20 protein-coding genes are annotated in these 22,606 nt (G+C 55.2%); 10 read left to right on the forward strand and 10 right to left on the reverse strand.

All coding sequences use genetic code 11. From position 1 onward, the window contains the following. Positions 1 to 632: 632 nt before the first annotated feature. The 4 genes from K8V32_RS05495 to K8V32_RS05510 are packed head-to-tail and all read right to left on the reverse strand — an operon-like array spanning position 633 to position 4,214. The gene (locus tag K8V32_RS05495) at positions 633 to 926 is read right to left on the reverse strand and encodes a hypothetical protein (RefSeq protein WP_303904095.1); all 294 of its coding nucleotides are present in this window, start codon (positions 924 to 926) and stop codon (positions 633 to 635) included. A gap of 50 nt (positions 927 to 976) precedes the next feature. Beyond that, on the reverse strand, positions 977 to 1,672 hold the full coding sequence (gene deoC, locus K8V32_RS05500; protein WP_303904098.1) for a deoxyribose-phosphate aldolase: 696 nt from the start codon (positions 1,670 to 1,672) through the stop codon (positions 977 to 979). Between the two features lie 9 nt (positions 1,673 to 1,681). Beyond that, a complete protein-coding gene (locus K8V32_RS05505; RefSeq protein ID WP_303904102.1) occupies positions 1,682 to 3,385 on the reverse strand; it encodes a phospho-sugar mutase in 1,704 nt (567 codons plus the stop codon). A 1-nt stretch (position 3,386) separates the two neighbouring features. Beyond that, a complete protein-coding gene (locus tag K8V32_RS05510) occupies positions 3,387 to 4,214 on the reverse strand; it encodes a purine-nucleoside phosphorylase (protein WP_303904105.1) in 828 nt (275 codons plus the stop codon). Between the two features lie 99 nt (positions 4,215 to 4,313). On the opposite strand from K8V32_RS05510, the gene K8V32_RS05515 reads away from it, so the two are divergent. Beyond that, positions 4,314 to 5,720 (forward strand): NAD(P)H-quinone dehydrogenase, encoded by a 1,407-nt coding sequence (locus tag K8V32_RS05515; protein WP_303904108.1) that lies wholly within the window; start codon positions 4,314 to 4,316, stop codon positions 5,718 to 5,720. An 89-nt stretch (positions 5,721 to 5,809) separates the two neighbouring features. Continuing rightward, a complete protein-coding gene (locus tag K8V32_RS05520; protein ID WP_303904111.1) occupies positions 5,810 to 7,795 on the forward strand; it encodes an acetoacetate--CoA ligase in 1,986 nt (661 codons plus the stop codon). A gap of 285 nt (positions 7,796 to 8,080) precedes the next feature. Here the strand turns inward: K8V32_RS05520 and K8V32_RS05525 are convergent, their stop codons facing one another. From K8V32_RS05525 to K8V32_RS05540, 4 genes are all read right to left on the reverse strand, one after another. After that, complete coding sequence (locus K8V32_RS05525; protein ID WP_303904114.1) at positions 8,081 to 9,493, reverse strand: MFS transporter; 1,413 nt, start codon at positions 9,491 to 9,493, stop codon at positions 8,081 to 8,083. A 136-nt stretch (positions 9,494 to 9,629) separates the two neighbouring features. Beyond that, complete coding sequence (locus K8V32_RS05530) at positions 9,630 to 11,459, reverse strand: acetyl/propionyl/methylcrotonyl-CoA carboxylase subunit alpha (RefSeq protein ID WP_524536696.1); 1,830 nt, start codon at positions 11,457 to 11,459, stop codon at positions 9,630 to 9,632. A 176-nt stretch (positions 11,460 to 11,635) separates the two neighbouring features. Beyond that, complete coding sequence (locus K8V32_RS05535) at positions 11,636 to 12,271, reverse strand: Maf family protein (RefSeq protein WP_303904120.1); 636 nt, start codon at positions 12,269 to 12,271, stop codon at positions 11,636 to 11,638. Next, positions 12,268 to 13,896 (reverse strand): DUF885 domain-containing protein, encoded by a 1,629-nt coding sequence (locus K8V32_RS05540; RefSeq protein ID WP_303904123.1) that lies wholly within the window; start codon positions 13,894 to 13,896, stop codon positions 12,268 to 12,270. The genes K8V32_RS05535 and K8V32_RS05540 overlap by 4 nt, the downstream gene beginning before the upstream one ends. A 174-nt stretch (positions 13,897 to 14,070) precedes the next feature. Between K8V32_RS05540 and K8V32_RS05545 the strand changes: the two genes are divergently transcribed. The 4 genes from K8V32_RS05545 to K8V32_RS05560 all read left to right on the forward strand — a co-directional run bounded on the left by K8V32_RS05545 (position 14,071) and on the right by K8V32_RS05560 (position 17,463). Continuing rightward, positions 14,071 to 14,832, forward strand: a complete 762-nt coding sequence (locus tag K8V32_RS05545) for an amino acid ABC transporter ATP-binding protein (RefSeq protein ID WP_303904126.1) — start codon at positions 14,071 to 14,073, stop codon at positions 14,830 to 14,832. 42 nt (positions 14,833 to 14,874) lie between these two features. Further along, entirely contained in the window at positions 14,875 to 15,741 is an 867-nt protein-coding gene (locus K8V32_RS05550; protein ID WP_303904129.1) for a glutamate ABC transporter substrate-binding protein, read from the forward strand. A gap of 115 nt (positions 15,742 to 15,856) precedes the next feature. Further along, the gene (locus tag K8V32_RS05555; protein ID WP_303904132.1) at positions 15,857 to 16,531 is read left to right on the forward strand and encodes an amino acid ABC transporter permease; all 675 of its coding nucleotides are present in this window, start codon (positions 15,857 to 15,859) and stop codon (positions 16,529 to 16,531) included. Next, complete coding sequence (locus tag K8V32_RS05560) at positions 16,528 to 17,463, forward strand: amino acid ABC transporter permease (RefSeq protein ID WP_303904135.1); 936 nt, start codon at positions 16,528 to 16,530, stop codon at positions 17,461 to 17,463. Before K8V32_RS05555 ends, K8V32_RS05560 begins: the two co-directional genes overlap by 4 nt. A 69-nt stretch (positions 17,464 to 17,532) precedes the next feature. Here K8V32_RS05560 and K8V32_RS05565 read toward each other — a convergent pair whose 3' ends face one another. Beyond that, on the reverse strand, positions 17,533 to 17,736 hold the full coding sequence (locus K8V32_RS05565; RefSeq protein WP_303904138.1) for a hypothetical protein: 204 nt from the start codon (positions 17,734 to 17,736) through the stop codon (positions 17,533 to 17,535). Next, positions 17,733 to 19,352 carry an acyl-CoA carboxylase subunit beta gene (locus K8V32_RS05570; RefSeq protein ID WP_303904141.1) on the reverse strand — a complete coding sequence of 540 codons (1,620 nt, stop codon included), beginning with the start codon at positions 19,350 to 19,352 and terminating at the stop codon, positions 17,733 to 17,735. The genes K8V32_RS05565 and K8V32_RS05570 overlap by 4 nt, the downstream gene beginning before the upstream one ends. Positions 19,353 to 19,425: 73 nt before the next feature. Here K8V32_RS05570 and K8V32_RS05575 point away from each other — a divergent pair, with 73 nt between their 5' ends. Genes K8V32_RS05575 through K8V32_RS05590 form a run of 4 tightly spaced genes read left to right on the forward strand, consistent with a single transcriptional unit; the run spans position 19,426 to position 22,600 of the window. After that, on the forward strand, positions 19,426 to 20,157 hold the full coding sequence (locus K8V32_RS05575; RefSeq protein ID WP_303904144.1) for a biotin--[acetyl-CoA-carboxylase] ligase: 732 nt from the start codon (positions 19,426 to 19,428) through the stop codon (positions 20,155 to 20,157). Between the two features lie 27 nt (positions 20,158 to 20,184). Then, a complete protein-coding gene (locus K8V32_RS05580; protein ID WP_303904147.1) occupies positions 20,185 to 20,721 on the forward strand; it encodes a PH domain-containing protein in 537 nt (178 codons plus the stop codon). Then, the gene (locus tag K8V32_RS05585; RefSeq protein WP_303904151.1) at positions 20,721 to 21,878 is read left to right on the forward strand and encodes an adenylate/guanylate cyclase domain-containing protein; all 1,158 of its coding nucleotides are present in this window, start codon (positions 20,721 to 20,723) and stop codon (positions 21,876 to 21,878) included. Before K8V32_RS05580 ends, K8V32_RS05585 begins: the two co-directional genes overlap by 1 nt. Continuing rightward, a complete protein-coding gene (locus K8V32_RS05590) occupies positions 21,878 to 22,600 on the forward strand; it encodes a PP2C family protein-serine/threonine phosphatase (RefSeq protein ID WP_303904154.1) in 723 nt (240 codons plus the stop codon). The genes K8V32_RS05585 and K8V32_RS05590 overlap by 1 nt, the downstream gene beginning before the upstream one ends. Positions 22,601 to 22,606 lie beyond the last annotated feature (6 nt).

Here is a 22,606-nt window from a genome sequence, read left to right on the forward strand (position 1 = left end):
TCCGCAGTTAGTCGTCCCACGACTGGTTCCAGGAACATCCACCCGTGCAGCAACCGGTTGACGCCGGTTGAATAGATCATCAAAAAGCCGACGGCACGATCATTGCGATACCCGGAGCGATGAATGACCAGCCAAATCGTCCAGCATGAATGTAGTGTGCGGCAACGTTGTCATGATATGCCACCACGAGCGACGCAGTAAGCAAAAAGATCACCGGAATGCGCGAAGCAACTGATCGCTTAGAAGGCCCGGATCAGCAGGAACCATGAAGACATCCCAAAGCCGAGCACCCTGTATCGTTGCGCGAACCGATGTACAGGTGGTGCAGCATATCTGTTGGCGTATCCCATTTGATACCAACCACGATCAGGGTAATGATCATAGACCATGTCAGGTGGGGGATTAAAAGCGCCAGGACAGCATAAGGAATAACCGCATCCGCCATACGAAAAGCAGGCTGGAACCGTCACAGATTCCCGAATGTATCCGCACGACCCTGGCAGTAGAAAGGCGACTCAGTGCGTCGATGCTGAGATTTCGGTGTGACATATTCACGTGGTAGGAAACCTAACTGCACCCGGGGTAATAGACCCACCCCGGGTGCAGTTAGGTAGCTCTTTGCGAGAGTCCTTTTAGAGATTAGGAGAGTTGGTTTCGTGAGCTGGATCAGTCACGAATTCTGCATCAACGGTATTGGAACGTCCGACGATTTGCTTCGGAATAAAGTATGCGACAGCACTCAGAATCACGACGCTAAGCATCGGAACCCAGACATTTTCAAATGACAGCAGGTTGATCATATACAAGCCAGCAACAAACAGGGCGAGTGCGATGACGAAGATCAGCAAGTTACCAGCCGTATTGCCTTCACCGGAGAAATTTGCCGGTTTACCGTCACGAATCACGGGGACACCTCGTTCTTTCAAAAATTCTATTGTCGCCAGCATAGCGTGGGCGACGGTGCGATGATGTGTTGTTAACTAAGGATAGCGTAAGTCGAACTAGCTCCGAGCCGGGTTGCGCCAGCTTTGAGCATCTCGATGGCATCTTGTCGGGTGCGGATGCCGCCAGAAGCTTTGACACCAAGATCATTACCTACGGTATTGCGCAGCAAAGCCACATCTGTCACTGTCGCACCGCCGGGTCCGAATCCAGTGGAGGTCTTGACGAAGTTAGCACCGGCTTCAACGGCTGCTTCACAAGCAATGATCTTCGCCTGCTCTGTCAGCGATGCCGTCTCTAAGATGACTTTGACGATCACGTCATGCCCGGCTGCGGCTTCCACGACAGAACGAATATCATGCACCACTGCAGCCTTATCGGCAACCAGCGCTGCAGACTGGTTGATTACCATATCGACTTCCTCGGCACCCTGGGCAATGGCCTGGGCAGTTTCAAAGGCTTTGGTTTCTGGGGTCTGGGCTCCAGATGGAAAACCGATGACCGTACAGATCTTGACCGGTGATTCAGCAAGACGTTTGGCAGCGTGCGCGACCCAAATGGGCTGCACACACACCGAGGCTGTAATAAATTCTGCGGCTTGATCACAGAGTTTATCGATATCTTGGGCCGTGGCGGTGGGCGCCAGCAGAGTGTGATCGATCAGCAACGCCAGCTGGCTGCTATCGAGTTCATCCACTTGTGTTGGGCTCAGTGGGGCGGTATCGGACACGGAGTCTCCTTATTTGACTTGGACCAGGGTGGCTGCTTCGTCGCGTAACTGCTGCAATATCGAGCGTATGTTGTCTATTCCGGTCCCGGGGTCAGCCGTGACCGAAACATAGCATTTGACCTTCGGCTCGGTACCTGAAGGACGAATCATTAATCGCGCAGACACGGATCCTTGTGTAGTAAACGCCAGCATGTTCATAGGGCCGTAGCGTTGCGACAGAGCGACATCGGGCTGCTGATAATCAACAATGCTGACCGGTGCGAAGCCCGCTAAGGATTTCGGCGGATTGGCTCGTAGATCGTCCACGAGCAGCTTGCCAGTACTGGGGGAGGGCACCGGGACGGCGACCATATCGGTCAAGGTTGCTCCCAGGTGATCATTCAGTTGCGTCAGATATGTCAATAGGTTGGAACCAGCGGCTTTGAGCTCAGCCGCAAGATCAAGGAGCACAACGGCTGCGGACAATCCATCTTTGTCGTTGACCAAATGTGGGGCCACCGCATAACCGAGTGCTTCTTCATACCCATAGCCCAGGTGACCAACCCGACAAATCCATTTGAAGCCCGTCGGGGTCACTTCATGGTGGACATCGTGTTGTGCTGCCAACTGAGCTAACTGCGGTGCGGAGACAATCGAATTTGCCGCAGCCAAATTCTGCTGTGCCAGATACGGCATGAGCCGGGCACCCAGCAACAGACCAACCTGATCACCGGAAAGCCGTTGCCATTGACCATCGACGGGGAGCGCGACGGCCAACCGGTCGGCATCAGGATCATGAGCCACAATCAGATCAGCCTGCGCTACCTGGCTCGCTGTGGCAAATGCTTCATCCAACGCCCCGGGTTCTTCCGGGTTCGGAAAGGCCACGGTAGGAAACGCCGGATCTGGCTCCGACTGGCTGGTCACAAGCTGTGGGGCATTAAAACCGGTGGCCTCGAGCAGCTTGATAAAGGTTGCGGCGCCAACGCCGTGCATAGCCGTATAGACGACATGCAGATCACTTCGGGGTGTGTGCGCTGGTGAAAGTTCCGCAACGAACTCGGCTACAGCCATGACGTAATCGTCGATGATGGTGTCTGGAATGTATTCCCAGCCGCTAGCTGCTCGGGGTGGCAGGTGGTCGGCGGTGTTCCATAGCTGGATATGACCGGCGATGATCTGGTCGGTGGGTGCGGTTAGCTGCCCGTAGGCTCCGGCAGTATCGTCGGCTGTCAGCAGCTGGGGGCCAAGGTACACCTTATAGCCGTTATCTGCCGGCGGATTATGCGAGGCGGTCACCATAATGCCGACATCGGCCTGAAAATGTTTCAACGCAAAGGCCAACACCGGGGTGGGTGTCCTGACCGCTAGCAGCCGGACTCGACATCCCGCTGCGGTGAGCACCGCGGCAGAATCAACGGCAAAGTCTTTTGAACCGTGGCGGGCATCGTAGCCGATGACTACAGAAGGAATTTTGATGTGTTGTTTGGCGAAATCTGCGATTCCTGCAGCAGCTCGTTGCACGACGACGCGATTCATTCGCGCGGTGCCTGGCCCCAGTGGGGCGCGAAGTCCTGCGGTGCCAAACGTTAAAAACCCGGCAAATCGTGCTGTCAAAGCGGTAAGCGCGGTTTCGTCCCCGGCGTCAGCGGCGTGAATTTCTTGGGTCAACACTCCCGCATTTTCGGGGTCAAGGGTGAGCCATTCACGGGCTGCTGCAATCGGGTCACTCATATCAGATGGCCTGAATGATATCGGCAAGTAGCTTTGAGACCTGTGGCGCGGCGGCCTGACCGGCAGCGATAACATCCTCATGGGACAGGCGAGCCTCCGTGATCCCGGCTCCGGGGTTGGTGACCAGCGAGATGCCCAAGACTTCCAAACCGGCGTGCCGGGCTGCGATAGTATCCAACGCCGTCGACATTCCCACCAGATCCCCTCCGAGCTTGGCGGCCATGGCCACTTCGGCTGGGGTTTCATACTGCGGACCGGCGAATTGCACGTAGATGCCTTCGGTTAAATGTGGATCGACCTGTTTGGCGATGGTACGCAACCGGGCGGCATAAGCATCAGTCATGTCAACAAATTCTGGACCGACCAGTGGGGTCACACCGGTCAGATTGATGTGATCGGCAATCAGCACCGGGGTGCCGGGGGTAAGGCGAGGATCAAGCCCGCCGCAACCATTCGTCAGTACGACGACGCCGGCGCCGGTTGCGGCAATGGTGCGAACCACGTGAGCCACGGCGTGGACATCACGGTTGGCATAAAAGTGGGTGCGCGAACCGAACACTAGCGCGCGACGACCATGAGCTAACCGGACCGAGGTGACCTTCTGTACGTGACCAGCCACGCCGTCGCCGCCCAGACCGGGGATGTCGTTGAACGAGACTTCGGCTACCACTTCGCCAAGGGAGTCGATTGTGTGTGCCCAGCCGGAGCCCAACACCACCCCGATATCGTGTCGGTCCGTGCCCAATGTGTCGGCCAATACGGCCGCTGCCTGGCGGGCGAGTTCAAAGCCGGGGTGATCTCCGAATAAAAATTGTCTCGTATCGTTCACAGCCCCCACTGTAGCGCCGCGACAGATCAAAACCAACGAAACACCAGGTGTACGCGTGTGATTGTGCATTTTGATGCAAAACAGACCACAATAGAACCCGTGAGCACTCTAGAAATTGTCCCGCGTCCTTCCATTACGATCATCGGCGGTGGCCCCGGTGGCTATGAAGCCGCCCTAGTGGCCTCCAAATTTGGTGCCGATGTTACACTCATTGAACGCAATGGGATTGGCGGATCAGCGGTATTGACCGACGTCGTGCCATCCAAAACCCTCATTGCCTCGGCTGATTCGCGACGGCGCGTCATGAGTGCTCCGAGCCTGGGGTTGGAATTTGATGCGCACTCGGTCAAGTCCAACATCGAACGCATTGACCGCCGTCTGCTGCGCCTGGCCTCGGATCAGTCCGAAGATATTCGCCGTGGCCTGCAAGCCAACGGGGTGCGCATTGTCATGGGCCAGGCCCGATTCGTCAATCGTAATGTTGTGGAAGTCAAAACCATGGAGGGCGATGTCGAAGAAGTCGCCGCTGATGCAGTACTGATCGCCACGGGTGCCTCACCACGTGAGCTACCGACCGCAAAGCCCGATGGTGAACGCATATTCAACTGGAAACAACTCTATGCGATGAACGAGCTACCCGAACACATGGTGGTGGTTGGATCCGGTGTCACGGGTGCCGAATTTGCATCCGCCTACCAACTGCTGGGGTCTAACGTGACGTTAGTATCCTCGCGTGACACCTTGCTGCCGGGTGAAGACCCCGATGCAGCGCAGGTACTGGAAGAAGTGTTCTCTGAAAGCGGAGTCAACGTGATTTCCCGTACCAGAGCCGAAGCCGTGACACGGATTCGTAACGGCGTGCGTGTTGAGCTGTCCTCGGGAGGCTATGTTGAAGGCTCCCACTGTTTATTGGCAGTAGGCGGGATCCCCAATACTAGCGAGCTGGGCTTGGACAATATTGGTGTGGAGGTCACCGAGACCGGCCACATTAAAATCGATGCGGTCTCGCGTACCTCGGTGCCGGGGATTTATGCCGCCGGCGACTGTACCGGACGTCTCGCGCTGGCCTCGGTTGCCGCCATGCAGGGGCGCATCGCCGTCAACCACATTCTGGGCGACGTCGTCAAACCGTTCTCCCGCAACCAGGTTGCCTCGAATATTTTCACCTCCCCGGAAATCGCCACGGTGGGTATCACCGATGCGATGGTCAAGTCCGGCGAATACCAGGTCGATGAGTACATGATCCCGATGGCCTCCAATCCGCGCGCCAAAATGATGAACGTCACCGAGGGGTTCGTCAAGATCTTCGCTCGTCGCGGCTCCGGCCACGTTGTGGGCGGGGTGATTGTTGCACCGCGGGCTTCGGACTTGATCTATCCACTGTCGTTAGCCGTGTCTCAAAAACTCCACGTCGATGACCTAGCCGAGACATTTACTATCTATCCATCGCTGTCGGGCACCGTGGCGGAAGTGGCTCGCCAATTGCATAAGCGAGAACAGTTCTAATGACGGCGTCCGGCGCACCCGGCTGCGCTGGAGCTTGGCCAGGGCTACACTGAAAATCATGATGATCTCGTGCGTCGTTGGGAGATATCGTGACTGACAATATTTTGTGGCAGCCCACACAAGACCAGGTGCAGGCAACCGCCATGTATCAGTTCATGGAAACCATGAACACTCAACACGGTTTGGCACTGCAAACCTACCTGGACCTGTGGCAGTGGTCCGTGGAGAACCTGGAACTCTTCTGGACAGAAATCTGGGACTACTTCGAGGTGATTGGCCAAAAACCCACCTCAGCCATGCTGACCGGGCAGCTGCCTGATGCCCAATGGGGTAAAGGTGCCAAGGTCAACTACGCAGAAAATATTTTGCGACACGCCCACCAGCTGGCTGATACCGAAGCCGTTGTCGGACTCGATGAATCCCTCAACCGCACCGTTTTAACCTGGAAACAACTCAACGAACAGGTTGGCGCCTTCGCCCACCATTTGCGCAGCATCGGCGTAGGCCCCGGCGACGTCGTAGCAGCAGCCGTACCCAATATCCCACAGGCCATCGTGGCACTCCTGGGCACTGCAGCGGTGGGGGCCATCTGGTCGGTGGTCAACGTCGACTTCGGCGTCACCGGAATCGTCAGTCGATTCAAACAGCTTGCACCCAAAGTCCTCATCACGATCGATGCCCTAGAACTCGGCGGAAAACTTCGCGACCAAACCGATGACCTGGACGCGCTGTTGACCCAACTGGATTCGGTGAGTCACCACATCCTGGTCGAAAATGCCGGGCCTCAGGTCAGTGACACCGTGGCTCAGATCACGGCAAAACATCAGGTCAGCACAACCCGTTACGCTGACATCATCGCCCAGCCGCGCGAACCGGAATTTGCACCCGTCGAATTCTCCCATCCGCTGTGGGTGCTATACTCGTCGGGCACCACTGGCACGCCCAAAGGCATCGTCCAGGGCCATGGCGGCACCGTATTAGAGATCGCCAAATCCTTTGGGCTGCACTACCGAGTGCCCCAAGGCGCACCCGTCTACATCAGTACGTCCACCACGTGGATGCTGTGGAATATGCAAGTCGCCACCTTGATCACCGGAGCCAAGGCCGTTACATACTCCGGCGCGGTCTTCGCCGGGGGACCCGGGCGCCAATTTGAGATCCTGGCCAAGGAACAGGTGGCCTTCTTCGGCTGCGGTGCCGCGATCCTCACCGGCGTTCAGGAATCTGGCTTCATCCCCAAAAATCATTACGACCTGTCACATTTGACCGATATCCTGGTTTCTGCCTCACCACTGCCGGCACGCACCTGGCGATGGGTCTATGATGCCGTCAGCCCCAAGCTGCGCCTACGATCCGATTCCGGTGGCACCGACGTGTGTTCGGTATTTGTCGGCTCCAACCCGATGGATCCGGTGCGCATCAACGAACTAATGGGCCCCGCCTTAGGGGTGGCCGCCGACGTCTATGACGAAACCGGCACTCCCGTAACCGAACAGGTCGGCGAGTTAGTCATTACCAAACCCATGCCAACCATGCCACTGTATTTTTGGAATGACGACGACGGCGCCCGCTACCGCGACGCCTATTTCAGCCAGGACCCGCACATCTGGTACCACGGCGACTTCGCCACGAAAACTGATCGGCTGTCCTTTGTCATCCACGGTCGCTCAGATGCCACGCTAAACCGCGGTGGTATCCGCATGGGGTCCTCTGATCTCTACCAGATCGTCGACGGTCTGGTCGAGGTCAGCGCCTCGATGGTTATCGGTGCAGAACTCGACGACGGCGGTTATTACATGCCACTGTTCGTCGTCCCGCGCGATCCCCACATTGATCCGCAGGCCCTCAAAACCAAGATCATTGAAGCCATCCGCACCGAGCTGTCACCTCGCTATGTACCCGATGAGATCATCATCGCCCCCGGTGTGCCGATGACAAAAACCGGCAAGCTGATGGAAGTTCCAATCAAACGCGTTTTCCAGGGCATGTCCCCAGAAAAGGTCGCCACCGAAACCGCTGCTGAACCCGAGGTACTCAAGTGGTTTTTGAATTACGCATCCAACTACGCCCAGTAGGCCGCTCGAATTCGACTCCGCGACAGAAGCCATCGACATATTCGGTGTCTATTCGCGGGGTATAAGGTGGGGTACCGTCATGCAAGGCTGGAATGAATCCATTCACGCCACAACGGTACAGGCTCACACAATAACGTAACGGCCAAGTGCAGTTGGCAGAGCGATATGGAAATGCGCTCACCGGCTTTGGACATGATAAAACTGACGTCTTTGCGCCATAGCATGACGAGGCCCCGAACGCAGTGTGCGTCCGGGGCCTCGAAGAATAGTTCCAGTATTCTACATTTATGATGTGCGCTGAATTTCGTCCTGTTGCAAGTTGGACAGCGAACGGTATTTGGTCTCCGGGCTCAGCGCCAAGAAGATCAGCGTGATAGCTGATGCAGCGGCCAAATAATAGCCGACATAGGACACATCATAGTTCCCCATGAGCCAGGTAGCGATGAACGGAGTGAGCGCGGCACCCAGGATCGAAGAAACGTTATACGCAATACCAGAACCGGTGTAACGGGTTTCCGTTGGGAACAGTTCCGGCAGGATTGCTGACATTGGGCCGAAGGTCAGACCCATCAGGGCCATCCCTGCGATCATGAACAACACCATACGCATGGTGTTGAGGCTGCCATCAGTATTGACGATGATGTCAGCATTCAGCCACCAACCAAACAGCAGGCCGAAGGCGATCATCAGCGCGGTGATCACGAGCATAGTTGGTTTTCGCCCGAATTTGTCGGCGAAAATACCGGCAACTGGAATACATGCTGCGAAGAATAAAATCGAGATGAGCTGGATGACTAAGAAATCATTATAGGAAGTACCCAGACCGCCAGCATCAGGTGCACCGATGGCGTAGGAGAGGATCCAGGTGGTCATCAGGTAAAACAGCACATAGGTTGCGTACATGATGAACGTACCCAGGATCAGCTGCCACCAGTTTTTGCGGAAAACGTCTTTCAACGGGGCCTTGACGCGCTCATCTTTTTGGATAGCGCGCTTGAAAACAGGGGTTTCTTCAAGCGAAACACGGACCCAGAGCCCGATGGCTACCATGATGATCGACGCCAAGAACGGTACGCGCCAGACCCAGTCAATAAAAACGTGGTTATCGCCGTGCTCGGCAGAATTGTATCCGAAAGCCAGCGTCAAGATGAGGAAGAAACCGTTGGCCAACAGGAAACCAAACGGAGCACCCAGTTGTGGCCACATGGCCGCGGTGGCTCGCTTACCTGGTTTGGCGGTTTCGGTGACCAGCAGAGCCGCCCCCGACCATTCGCCACCGAGCCCAAGACCCTGGCAGAAGCGCATGATCGTCAGCATAGCTGGCGCCCACAAACCAATCTGGTAGAACGTTGGCAGCAAACCAATGATGAAGGTTGCAATACCCATGGTCAACAGCGCACCGATAAGCGTGACCTTACGACCCAGACGGTCACCCATGTGACCGAAAATGATGGAGCCGAGCGGTCGGGCGACGAAGGCCGCACCAAAAGTGGCCATCGAAGCAAGCAGCGCGGTTTGCGCGTCACCACCTGGGAAGAAAATCAGCGGGAAGACCGATACCGCTGCGGTGGCGTAGATATAGAAATCGTAGAATTCGATGGTTGTGCCGACGACCGAGGCCAAGATGATTTTCCAGCGGGGAACGCCCAGCTCATCATCTTGTACACCATGCGAAGTCATTGCGGATTGCGTTGACATCAGAAGTACCTTTGTTGTGAGTTTAAAAAGCATTCAGGTGGCATCCAAAGATATCACCTTGAAAACAGTTAATTATAGGTAGGTCACCAGCTGGTCTATCAAACTCCGACTCCGTATTACCCTGGAATTGCCCGTATTATCCTTCGATTGTGGCCAAAATCGCACCGGCGTTCACTGTTGCGCCAGCTTCAGCGCTGAGCTCGGTGACTTTGCCAGCTTTATGGGCTGTGATGGGTTGTTCCATTTTCATGGCCTCAAGTACCAGGATGAGGTCTCCTTCGGAGACTTCATCTCCAACGTCGACACCCAGTTTAACGATCGTGCCCTGCATGGGAGACGTCACCGAGTCGCCCGAGGCCACAGAGGCACCGCTACTGGCTGTTGCACGACGTCCAGGACGACGACGTTTTGGTTTGGTATCAACCGCAGCGATACCGGCAAGTGAGTCCGGCAGGGTGACTTCAACGCGCTTGCCATTAACCTCAACGGTTACGACCCGACGATCAACGTCGTCGTCAGCATTCATGCCTGGAACAACCGATTGTGGTTGCAGCTCATTGATGAAATCAGTCTCGATCCACCGGGTGTGGACGGTGAAAGGACCCTCGGCGGGGATCTTTTGACCCGGCTGATCTAGCTCGGGTGCAAAGTTTGGATCCTGGATGACCGTGCGGTGGAACGGCAGCACTGTTGCAAGGCCGGCGATGCGCATTTCATTGAGGGCTCGTTGTGAGCGCTGCAAAGCTTCTTTGCGGTCTTTGCCGGTCACGATCAGTTTGGCGACCATCGAGTCAAAGGCTCCCGAAATGGTTTCGCCTTCTTCAACTCCGGTATCAATGCGGACACCAGGGCCGCCGGGTAGACGCATTTTGGTGATCATGCCGGGGGCGGGCATGAAGTTTTGACCGGGATCTTCTGCGGTAATGCGGAATTCAAATGAGTGGCCTACGACTTGTGGGTGGTCATAGCCCAGGAGCTCTCCACGGGCGATGCGGAACTGCTCTCGCACCAGGTCAATGCCGGTGACTTCTTCCGACACCGTGTGTTCGACCTGCAGACGCGTGTTGACTTCCAAAAATGAGATCGTGCCGTCCTGGCCGATCAAGAACTCACAAGTACCGGCTCCAACGTAGCCCGCCTCTTGCAGCAAAGCGACCGAGGCGTTGTAGAGCTGCTGTTGTTGGTCTGGGGTCAAATATGGTGCGGGGGCTTCTTCAACCAGTTTTTGGTTTCGACGCTGTAGCGAACAGTCGCGGGTGGAAATGACAACAACGTTGCCCTCTTGGTCTGCCAGGCACTGGGTTTCCAAATGGCGTGGTGCATCGAGGAAGCGTTCGACAAAGCACTCGCCCCGACCAAAAGCTAAGGTCGCCTCCCGGACGGCAGATTCATAAGCTTCAGGGATTTCGGCGCGTTTGCGGACAACTTTGATGCCGCGACCGCCCCCGCCGTGAGCGGCTTTGATGGCTAATGGAAGACCGAATTCATCCGCGAAGTCAACAACTTCCTGGGAGGACTCCACCGGATCAGTGGTACCCGGGGCCAGTGGCGCCCCAACCTTATGTGCGATGTGGCGGGCTGCGACCTTATCACCCAGCGCGTGGATGGCCGCTGGGGGAGGCCCAATCCAGACCATTCCTGCATCAATCACGGCTTGAGCAAAGTCAGCGTTTTCTGCCATGAATCCATAACCGGGGTGAACTGCATCGGCGCCGGAGTCTTTGGCAGCTTTCAGCACCTTGTCCATGGACAGATAGGTATCTGCTACGGTCTCACCGTTGAGGGAGAATGCGTGGTCTGCCAAGCGGACGTGCATCGCATCGCGGTCAGGGTTGGCATAAATCGCGACGGCTTCTAGTCCTTCGTCTTGTGCAGCGCGAATGATACGCACCGCGATTTCACCTCGATTAGCGATCAAAACCTTCGAAAAGGATCGGTAGACCATCGAGGACGACGCAGTGGTCATGGACATAGAAACTTAACTCCTTGGTTGGAACGCTCCGCAGAATAGGCGCACGATACGGTAAGCATACCGTTGCCATCTAAAGCAGCTTAGGACGAATCGGTGGAAACCATACAGAATGACGCACCGTGTCAGCTAATAATGCGCACTTTATTGTAGGAAACCTACAAGACTGTGGTCTACTTGGCTACCTGCCAGAGCTTCGTGAGCGAAACGCCCATGCCTTCAAAGAGTTCGCGCACTGCTCGCAAGGACAGCCCCAGCACCGCATTCGGGTCGCCTTCGACCCGTTCGATCATGGTGGCACCATAACCCTCGAGGGTGAATCCACCTGCAACATAGAGGGGCTCACCGGTGGCTATATAATCCTCGATCACCGCATCACTTACCCTGGCAAATGACACGTTGGCGCTAACGACCTCTTCGGCAACCTCGCGTTTTTGTTGATCCTGAATCTCAATGACACAGTGACCACTGTGCAGGGTGCCCGTCTTGCCGCGCTGAGCTTGCCAGCGGACTCGAGCAACGTCGGGCTGCAGTGGTTTCCCATAGGGTTTACCTTCAAACTCGAAGACAGAATCGGCGGCAATAATGTAGGTGGGACGAGTGATCTGGTGTTCTAGCAGGAGTAAATCTGCCACAGTGTGAGCTTTGGCAGTTGCAAGTGCCTGGGCTTGTTCTTGAGGTAAGGCAATGGTTGCGGCGAGTGCTTCCTCATCAATGTCGGCAGGACGTTGATGAAAGGACAGCCCGGCACGGCGCAAGATATGGGCCCGGGCGCTGGAAGCTGAACCCAGAATAATGTCAATGGTCATCGCAGTGCTCTCTCTAAGGTGTCCAGGCCCATGGATCCCAACTGCAGGGCGCGGGTATGGAAAGTTTTCAGATCAAACCCCGGTGTCGGTTCGTGTGCGGCACGAATTTGTTGCCAGATCCGCTTGCCGACGGCATAGCTTGGTGCCTGTCCTGGCCAGCCGAGATACCGAACAAACTCAAATGCCAAAACGCCAGGAGTCTCATTGAGATGTGCTTGTAAAAATGCAAAACCAGTCTCGGGATCCCACGTTTTGCCACCCCATGATTGCGGTGACTTAAACCCACAGTGCACCCCGATGTCAAAAACTACTCGAGCAGCTCGCATTCGCTGGGCGTCCAACATACCTAAGTAGTCGCCAGGGTCATCAAGATAACCGAGTTCTTTCATGAGGTCTTCAGCATACAGCGCCCAGCCTTCGCCATGACCGGAGACCCATAACCAGTTGCGCCGCCACGAGTTGAGCTGGTCGGCATTGAGCATGGCGGTGGCGATCTGTAAGTGATGCCCGGGGACTCCTTCGTGAAAGACTGTAGTGGTCTGCTGCCAGGTGGTAAAGGAATCTTCGCCTTCCGGTACCGACCACCACATGCGCCCGGGGCGTGAAAAGTCTTCGGAAGGGCCCGTATAATAAATCCCGCCATCTTGGGTCGGGGCGATCATTGCTTCGACATAATCCATGGGAGCCGGGATGTGAAAATGTTGTTTCATGGCCGCAATGGTCGAATCCGAGAGGTCTTGCATCCATTCCCGCAGGGCCTCGATACCGTGCAGCTGACGAGCCGGGTCAGCAGAAAATACCTGGCGGGCTTGTGCAATGCTCAGTCCCGGTTGAACGCGGTCTGCAATGCGTTGCTGCTCGTCAACAATACGGTCTAGTTCTGCAAGAGCCCAAGCATAGGTTTCAGCCAGATCAATTTTGGAACCTAGGAATTCCTGCGAGGCTAGCGCGTAGTAGTCCTGACCCACAGCATCGTAGGGCCGTGCCTGACCGTGTAAGTCCTCTTTGAGGTAGGTCGCAAAATCTGCATACGCGGCAGCAGCTTGGCGGGCGCTACGATCAACATCGGTATACAAAGTGTGGGGCAGGTGAGAGGCCGAAGTGACCAAGTCTGTGAAAAAGTTTTCCGCTGCTGCCTGGGCTTGGACAATACAGGCTTCAACCTGGCGTTGAGCCGGTGGCAGACCATCTTCGACCGCCCTGTTGAGACGAGCTCGATAACCGCTCAGTGCCGAGTCGACCTTGGCTAACCGAGCTGCGATATTGCGCCAGTCTTCAGAGGTTTCAGTGGGCATCAGATCGAACGTAGCCCGAATATCTTGCACCGGAGAGGCAATATTATTGAGCGGCACTACTCCGGTCGCATATAACTGGCGGTCCACCGTCAGTCGTTCTACCAGGGCGTCCTGAGTGACGCGGTCCTGGTTTGACCGCGGTACGAGTTTGTCCAAACGTCGGAGCACATCGGCTTGAAGCGCGTCCAATGCCGCTGCACCGTCGGGCGAATAGTCCGACAGTTTATCTGCGTAACCAGGTAGTCCAATTTCAGATGCGGTAACTGGATACAGCTCAGCCAGGTGTCGCGCGTAGTCCTCGGCCAGAGCATCAATAGAAGTTTCAGGCATAGTCTCATCCTATGGGGCAGTCCGGTCGGTTTGCCGGATCGCACGGGCAGATTCACCCTGAACATTCTAAAACTGCCCCGTGGCAAAGACGGCCTGACCTGTTAGGATGTTATCCAAGTCACACCGGCGTGAGTTGCTAGCCCCTAGCATTCGGACGTTTTGTAGGAGCTCATCATGACAACTGAGACCACCCCAACCCCGCTAGTTCGAATGTCTGGAGTCAATAAACATTTTGGCAGTTTTCAAGCGCTGTCGGATATCAACGTTGACATCCCCAAGGGCCAAGTTTGCATTGTGGTCGGCCCCTCAGGGTCCGGGAAATCTACCTTGTGCCGCACCATCAACCGACTTGAAACTATTGACGACGACGGCGGATTCATCGAAATCGACGGTAAGCGACTGCCTGAAGAAGGCAAAGCCTTGGCTGCCCTGCGTGCCGACGTCGGTATGGTATTTCAATCCTTCAACCTCTTCGCACACAAAAGCGTTCTAGAAAACGTTACCCTTGGCCCGACTAAAGTTCGCAGGTTGTCCAAAAAACAGGCCGAAAAAGAAGCAATGGAATACCTAGAACGTGTGGGTGTTGGCGAACAAGCTCGAAAACTGCCAGCACAACTCTCCGGCGGTCAGCAACAACGTGTCGCGATCGCTCGAGCCCTTGCCATGAAACCCAAGGTTCTACTGTTTGACGAACCGACTTCAGCGCTCGACCCAGAAATGGTCCAAGAAGTCCTAGACGTCATGATTGACCTAGCTGCAGGTGGTATGACCATGGTCGTTGTCACCCACGAAATGGGCTTCGCACGCAAAGCCGGAGACCGCTTGCTCTTTATGTCCGAAGGGGCCGTCATCGAAGACACCACACCGGAGAAATTCTTCAAAGACCCAGAAACCAGCCGAGCCAAAGATTTCCTCTCAAAAATCTTGACCGAATAATACTTCACTTCACTATTCATTACGCACTGAAAGGTACTCACCATGAAGACACCTTGGATGAAGATTGCAGCATTAGGAGCAGCCGGTGTGCTGGTACTGTCCGCCTGTTCACCGGGCGCAACAGAGGATTCGGCAGAAGACGATGCCGCCGGCGGTGGCGGCGGTGAAACCGTCACCGTGGGCATCAAATATGATCAACCAGGCCTGGGATTCCGTGAAGGAAACAACCCGCCAACAGGTTTCGACGTTGATGTTGCCAAAGCTGTGCTTGCCGAGATGGGGTACGAAGAGAACCAGATTGAATGGGTTGAATCACCAACCCCACAGCGTGAAAATATGCTGGAAAACGGTCAGGTCGACATGATCTTTGCCACCTACTCGATAACCGATGAACGCGATGAACGAGTCGATTTTGCTGGCCCATACTTCATGGCCGGTCAAGACATCCTCGTGAGCGTTGACGAAAATGACATTACAAGCCCCGAGGACCTCAACGGTCGAAACCTGTGTTCCGTCACCGGATCTACGCCAGCTCAAAACGTACGCGACATGTACGCAGATGAAGTAGAACTGGTCGAACAGGATGGGTACAGCGAATGCTTGACGTTCTTACAATCCGGGCAAGTTGATGCGGTCACCACCGATGACATCATCCTGGCTGGTCTTGCGGCATCCGATGAATATGCCGGCCAGTTTAAAGTCGTCGGTAACCCCTTTACTGAAGAACCATATGGTGTGGGACTTCAGGAAGGCGACGTTGAAACCTGTGAACAAGTCAATGAAGCCATTCAGAAACTCCAAGACGACGGCACCATTGATGAACTGTTGGCCGCCAATACTGAAGGCGTCGACTATGAAGCCAACGCCGAGCTCAATGACAACATTGAGCTCGTGACCTGTGGCGAATAATTCAACGGGTTAGTCGTCACTTCCGTGCGGCGAGGATTCGGCACCTCGAGATCTTCCGACGGTGCCGAATCCTCATCAGCACTCCTCACTAGCTCACTCCATTAGGCAGGCGACTATGGAAGATATTCTCTTTCTTTTTGAGCAATATCCAATTTGGGAGGGGTTCTGGACCAACATTAGACTGGCGTTTTGGTCCGCTCTCTTTGCCTTCACACTCGGCGTCATCCTCGCGCTGTTTCGTATCTCCCCGGTGCGCTCCATGAGTTGGCTCAGCGCGACTTTCATCAACCTGGTACGCAACGTCCCGCTGACGGTACTCGTTGTGATGGGCGTCCTGGTGTTCTGGGGCCAGCTGCATATGACATTGCATTCCGACTTCGATACGAACTTTTTCATGTTGGCAACAATCGCATTGTCGATCTACCATGCACCATTTTTTGCTGAAGCCATCCGTTCTGGGGTCAATACGGTTCCGCTTGGTCAAGCTGAAGCGGCACGCTCTATCGGCCTAGGGTTCTTTGCCGCAGCGCGGCTGATCATCATTCCACAAGCCCTACGAGGGGCGATCACCCCGATAGGCAATACTCTGATCGCCTTAATCAAAAACACAACGGTAGCTGCTGCCGCCTCGGTCATGGAAGCCTCAGGTGTGATGCGCACGATGATTGAATTCAACCCGAACATCATGGTGGCCATCTTTATGATCATTGCCATCGGGTTCAGCCTGATTGTTATTCCAGTTGGTCTGCTCACCACCTGGTTATCAGAGAAATTGGCGGTGACCCGATGAGTAACCAATACGTCCTCTTTGACGCACCAGGTCCGCGTTCGCGACGCATCATTACCGTATTAAACATCCTCGTTGCACTCATAGCTATCGGGGTGTTGACCTGGCTATATTTCGCACTTGCAGCCCAAGGACAGATGCAACCTCACCTATGGTGGAATGCAATTAACCTCAATGCTTGGTCCAACTATCTGCTCCCAGGGCTTATATTTACCCTGCAGGCCGCTGCCATCGCCGTGGTGACCTCGGTGATTTTCGGGCTGTTTTTCGGCTTCTTACGATTAGCACCGATCCGGGTCCTACGCTGGATCTCTATGGTCATCGTGGAATTCTTCCGGGCGGTACCCGTGCTAGTGCTGATGGTATTCCTGCACTTCTTTATTTCCCAGTACCTCTCGACCGTTGTTGACCCACGGAACTCGGCATACTATGCGGTGATTATTGCTCTGACACTATATAACGGAGCAGTCATTGCTGAACTTGTCAGATCCGGTGTCCGATCGTTGCCAGCAGGTCAACGTGAAGCAGCCTTAGCAGTTGGAATGACCACGACGAAATCCCTGCGTTTTGTCGAAGTGCCACAAGCACTCGTTGCGATGCTGCCATCGTTGGTCTCACAGTTTGTGATTATTCTGAAAGACTCTGCGCTGGGCTATATCATCGGTTTTGCTGAACTGTTGCGCTACTCGCGACAACTCGGAGCCGGCTACGGCAATATTATGCAGGCATTGGTGGTTGCGGCCATCATCTTTATCGTCATCAACTCAATCTTGGTGTGGGTGGCACAAATACTGTCACGTCGACTCAGCTCGCGAACCTCTGGTGTTACCGAGGTTGGCATCCCCGGAGTTGCTCCAATTGCCGGCGACACGGCCGAAGAAGAATTCACGGAGACGCGCGCCCAAGCGGTTATTCAACAAGACACCCCAAAATAGGCAGACAGTACGGCCTCATGCCCACACAATCCAACTGCTTTGGACTTGAGGCCGTATTCTCTAGAAGTTTTAGTAGCCTCGGGGTGGCGTGTGCCAACCGGGAGCCGAATTCCACGTGGACATGACACGGTTCCGTGTTGAATAATCCACGGGAGGTTCAGGTGGCGGTAACTCCACAAGCTGCGTGTTGATCACGGTCAGCAATGCTGCTGTTTCTTCTTCTGACAGGACTGTGCCGTGGACTTTTATGCCGGTTGATTCAGGTTGTGTCATAGTGGGATATTTCCGTGTTTACGAGCAGGACGGGACTCACGTTTAGCTACCGTGGCGCGCAGCGCACGTACCACCTGGGCGCGAGTTTCCGATGGTGCGATGACCGCATCAATATAACCTGAATCAGCAGCTTCATAGGGATTCAGTAAAGCAGCTTCGTAGTCTTCAATAAGTTCGGTGCGACGTGCTTCCACGTCACCACCGGCTTCCTCGACCGCGGCCAGGTCACGGCGGTACAAGATATTGACTGCGCCCTGGGCCCCCATGACACCGATCTGGGCTGTCGGCCAGGCTAGATTGAGGTCAGCCCCGAGCTTCTTGGAACCCATCACAATGTAGGCGCCACCGAAGGCTTTGCGAGTGATCACGGTAATTTTCGGGACGGTGGCTTCGGCATAGGCATAGATGAGTTTTGCACCGCGGCGAATTATGCCCGAGTGTTCTTGATCCACTCCGGGCAGGAATCCAGGGACATCGACGAGCGTGATAATTGGGATATTGAACGCATCACAGAACCGCACGAAGCGGGCAGCTTTTTCTGAAGCTGCGATATCCAAGGTGCCAGCCAGCTGTGAAGGTTGGTTGGCTACAACGCCCACGGTGCGACCTTCGATCCGGCCCAAACCTACAATGACATTCGGGGCATAGCGTTCCTGGATTTGCAGTAGCGCGCCGTCATCAACGATTGTGGCGATGACTTGCAGCATGTCATAAGGCTGGTTTGCAGAGTCCGGAATGATGGTGTCTAATGCGAGGTCTTCAACATTGGTTTCCAGGTCCTGCTGGTAAGCGGAATCTTGGGTGACAAAGTTGTGTGCTGGCAGATAATCCAACAGTTCAGATACCCAGCTAAACGCATCTTGCTCATCGGTTGCCATATATGCGGCGGTGCCGGAGGTTTCGTTATGTTGACGTGCCCCGCCGAGGGTTTCCATATCGACGGCTTCACCGGTGACCGATTTGATAACATCCGGTCCGGTGATGAACATGTGCGAGGTCTGGTCAACCATGACCACAAAGTCAGTCAGGGCAGGGGAGTAGGCGGCGCCTCCGGCGGCCGGGCCCATGATGATTGAAATCTGTGGCACGACACCCGAGGCCATCACGTTGTTGCGGAAAATATCGGCAAACATCGCCAGAGAATCGACGCCTTCTTGAATGCGTGCCCCGCCGCCATCATTGATAGCAATGATCGGAAAACCGTTGGAGGCAGCAAATTCCTGGGTCTTGACGATTTTTTCGCCGTTGACCTTCGACAGAGAGCCCCCAAAAACCGTAAAGTCCTGGGCATAGACTGCGACGTTGCGACCGTCGATGGTTCCATAGCCGGCGATGACACCATCACCTTCTGGGTGCCGGGCGTCCATGCCGAAGGCAGTCGTACGGTGGGTTCGTAGCTGGTCAAATTCTACAAAGGATCCTTCATCGAGTAGCGCGTGAATGCGCTCTCGAGCGGTTTGTTTTCCCCTGGCATGTTGGCGATCGACAGGTCCTTGTCCGGTCGGTAGCAGGGCTGCTTCGCGGCGGTGGAAAAAGTCTTCAAGTTTGCCAGCCGTAGTGGTGATATCTGGGGTGGTAACGCCCAGCTCCTCACCAGTCTTGTCGGGGTTGGTCAACGGTCCTCCAAGGTAGAGTATGGCCTGTATCCTGGATAATACTACCGGTTGTTTTAAATGAAGGTTGTAGCACGTGGCCCAACAAGAACCTCGGCGCATTGCCCCGGGCGTGTATTGGATTGATCAGACCCCCTCAACACAAGATCTTGCTACAGGCACAGAACGTGTTCGCAAACACGGGGACGTGATCGCCACTGACAACCAGACCGCAGGCCGCGGGCGACTGGACCGCACCTGGGACACCCCACCGGGTACTGCGGCAGCCATGTCCATTGTGTTGCGCCCAAAGGTTGACCCCCAGCTGATGAGCACAATGACACTGGTAGCCGCTGATGCGCTGGTGTCCTGGTTCCGTGAGCTGCATGTTCCCGCGGCAGTCAAATGGCCAAACGACGTCTTAGATGCTGACGGCCGAAAATTGTGTGGGATTCTAGCCCAGTGGCTACCTGAGACACAGGCTGTTGTCATTGGGATTGGCACCAATCTACGCTTTAGCGATGGATCTGGTCATGAAAGAGCTGCTGCACTGGCAGACTACGGTGTAGAAATTTCAGCCCAAGATTTCGTAATAGAAGCTCGCCATCGGCTGATGGATGCGGTGGAGCGCTTTATCGCCAAGCCCGATGTGAAACCACTGGAAACAACCATGAGTACGATTGGTCAACGGGTCAAAGCGATCCTGCCAGATGGTAAAAATATTATCGGAACCGCCATGGGGTTGGGGCCGACCGGTAGCCTATTAATAGCAGGCGAAACACTGCAAGAGATCTTCGCTGCAGATATTGTACATTTGCGGCCGGCGTGAAACGGTTCGACGAGACCAAGGAGGGGTATGCGATCACACTACGTGACCGGTGAACACCTGCTGGTGCGTACCCGTGCGCATCCGTCGGTGTTAATTCGTCCTGCCTGGACATTTATTTTATGGGCCGGTATTGCGGGATTCTTATCAGGGGTCATGGCCAGTTACGCGCTGCCAGAATTTTTACGCACCGCAGCCCCGACCTTGACTGCCATCGGGCTAGGGATTATCGCCGTCGGAATCTTTCTAACCGTTGTGCGACCCTTGTGGCAATGGCTGGTATCTCGATACGAAATCACTACCCACCGGGTTGCTCACAAATTGGGAGCTATCGCCGTTAAACGTCACTGGGTGGCGTTACATTCTTTGGTGTCACTGACCATTCATCAGAAGCGACGCCAGCGGCGGCGTGGTTCCGGGGACCTGCACCTGATGAACTCTCGAGGACAAACTTGGATATTGCATGATGTCCCAGAGATTGCAGAATTTCAGACCCTGGTAGATGTGGAACGATTTGGTTCCCATGGCCGCTACAACAGCGGTTCGCTCAGTGAAAGTAGGGGCTAGTGAGTAACGACTCAGCCGGTGAAGAGACCACCGACCCAACACCAACCCGGCCGCTGGATATCGTACAGCCGGAGTCTACGACTGCGGCAACATTAGGTGAAGCCGAACCATTTACGGAAAGTTGGACTCAAGCGATTAAAGTCCTTGATGAGGAACTTATTGGTGGCCCACGGTTACTAACTCCGCGCGACGTCGCCAAACAACTCGGCGTCTCGGTGGTCTCTGCCCGTAAAATCTGGCGGGCTATGGGCTTTCCGAACATTCAAGCCACTGAAAAAGTCTTCACGACACAAGACGTCGCTGCGATGGCCACGATTGTGGAACTGGTTCGCGAAGATGTCCTCAACGAAGAAACTGCGATCTCGATTGCTCGTTCGATTGGGCAGATGACCGACCGCATGGTGGTGTGGCAGATCGAAGCACTGGTCGAAGACAAGATGAACTCTGAAAGTCTCAGCGACCCCGAGGCACGCCGCGAAGTTGTGCGCTTGCTTCCATCGGTGATCGAATCCTTAGAAGACGTCGTCACGTATTCGTATCGTCGTCAGCTGAACTCTGCCTTGCAACGACTCACCGTCCGCGTCGAAGCTGGATTAGCCGCCTCGGAAGAAGGCCGCGATGGGACCGAAGATGATACACCACTGCCACTGGCTCGTGCCGTGGGTTTTGCCGACATGGTCTCCTATACTGCCCTGTCACGCACCATGAGTGAGCGAACCCTGGCCCAAATGGTGCAACGCTTTGAACAAACTTGTGCCGAAATCATCGCGGTGGGTGGCGGCCACCTGGTCAAAACTGTGGGCGACGAAGTATTGTTCAACGCCGAAACACCCGAAGCCGGTGCCGAAATTGCGCTGGCCTTATCACAGGCACTTAGCGAAGACCCCGTGCTACCATCGGCCAGGGTATCCGTTGTGTGGGGTCGAGTCCTATCCCGACTGGGCGATATTTACGGCTCGACCGTCAACCTCGCCGCCCGGCTCACCGCACTGGCAGATCCGGGAACGGTCTTAGTCGACCAGCTCACGGCCAGTGTGTTGGCTGACGATGAACGATATATTTTAATTCCACAGCCACCGCAGTCAGTCAGGGGATTTGGGCTCATCAATCCATCAATGCTCCTGCGTGGTGCCGGAGATGGGATTGAGGTTGACTGATGTATCGCTTTACAGCAGCAGGCGCCACGCACGTTGGATTCGTTCGAGATCTCAATGAAGATGCCTACCTGATCCGGGATGGTCTCTATCTGGTAGCTGATGGTATGGGTGGCCACGACGGCGGCGAACTCGCCTCCGCAGCGGTGGTTGATACCTTCGCCAATGCCTGGGATAACAATACTGAGCCGTGGGAATTATTCACCCTGCAGGAATGGCTCACCGAGGCCAACCGGAACGTGTACGACATTGCCTCGGGCCGTGCCGGCACAACTTTGACCATGCTAACCAACGTGTTGCATCAAAATAAAGAACAACTAGTCGTCGCCAATGTCGGCGACTCGCGAACCTACCGCTACCGTGCCAACGATGAGGCCTTCATCCAGCTGACTCAAGACCACTCAGCAGTGGCCGAAATGGTCCGACTTGGCCAGCTCAGTGCCAAAGAGGCTCGCGGACACCCGGCCCGAAATGTCATCACCCGTGCCGTGGGCTCAGCGTTACGCCTATTAGCTGACGTTGTCCTCCTTGATGCCGAAGTCGGCGATCGATTTTTGCTGTGCACCGATGGACTCACCGGCAAAGTTGAAGATCAAGAGATTGGATTGATCTTAGCCTCGGCCCTGACGGTCAAGGATGCCGCCGATCAACTAGTGGAACTGGCACTAGAAACCGACGGGTCGGATAATGTCACAGTGATCGTCGCTGAAGTCCTTGAACACTGACAGTAC

Source organism: Enteractinococcus helveticum (assembly GCF_020742345.1).
Lineage (GTDB): Bacteria > Actinomycetota > Actinomycetes > Actinomycetales > Micrococcaceae > Yaniella > Yaniella helvetica_A.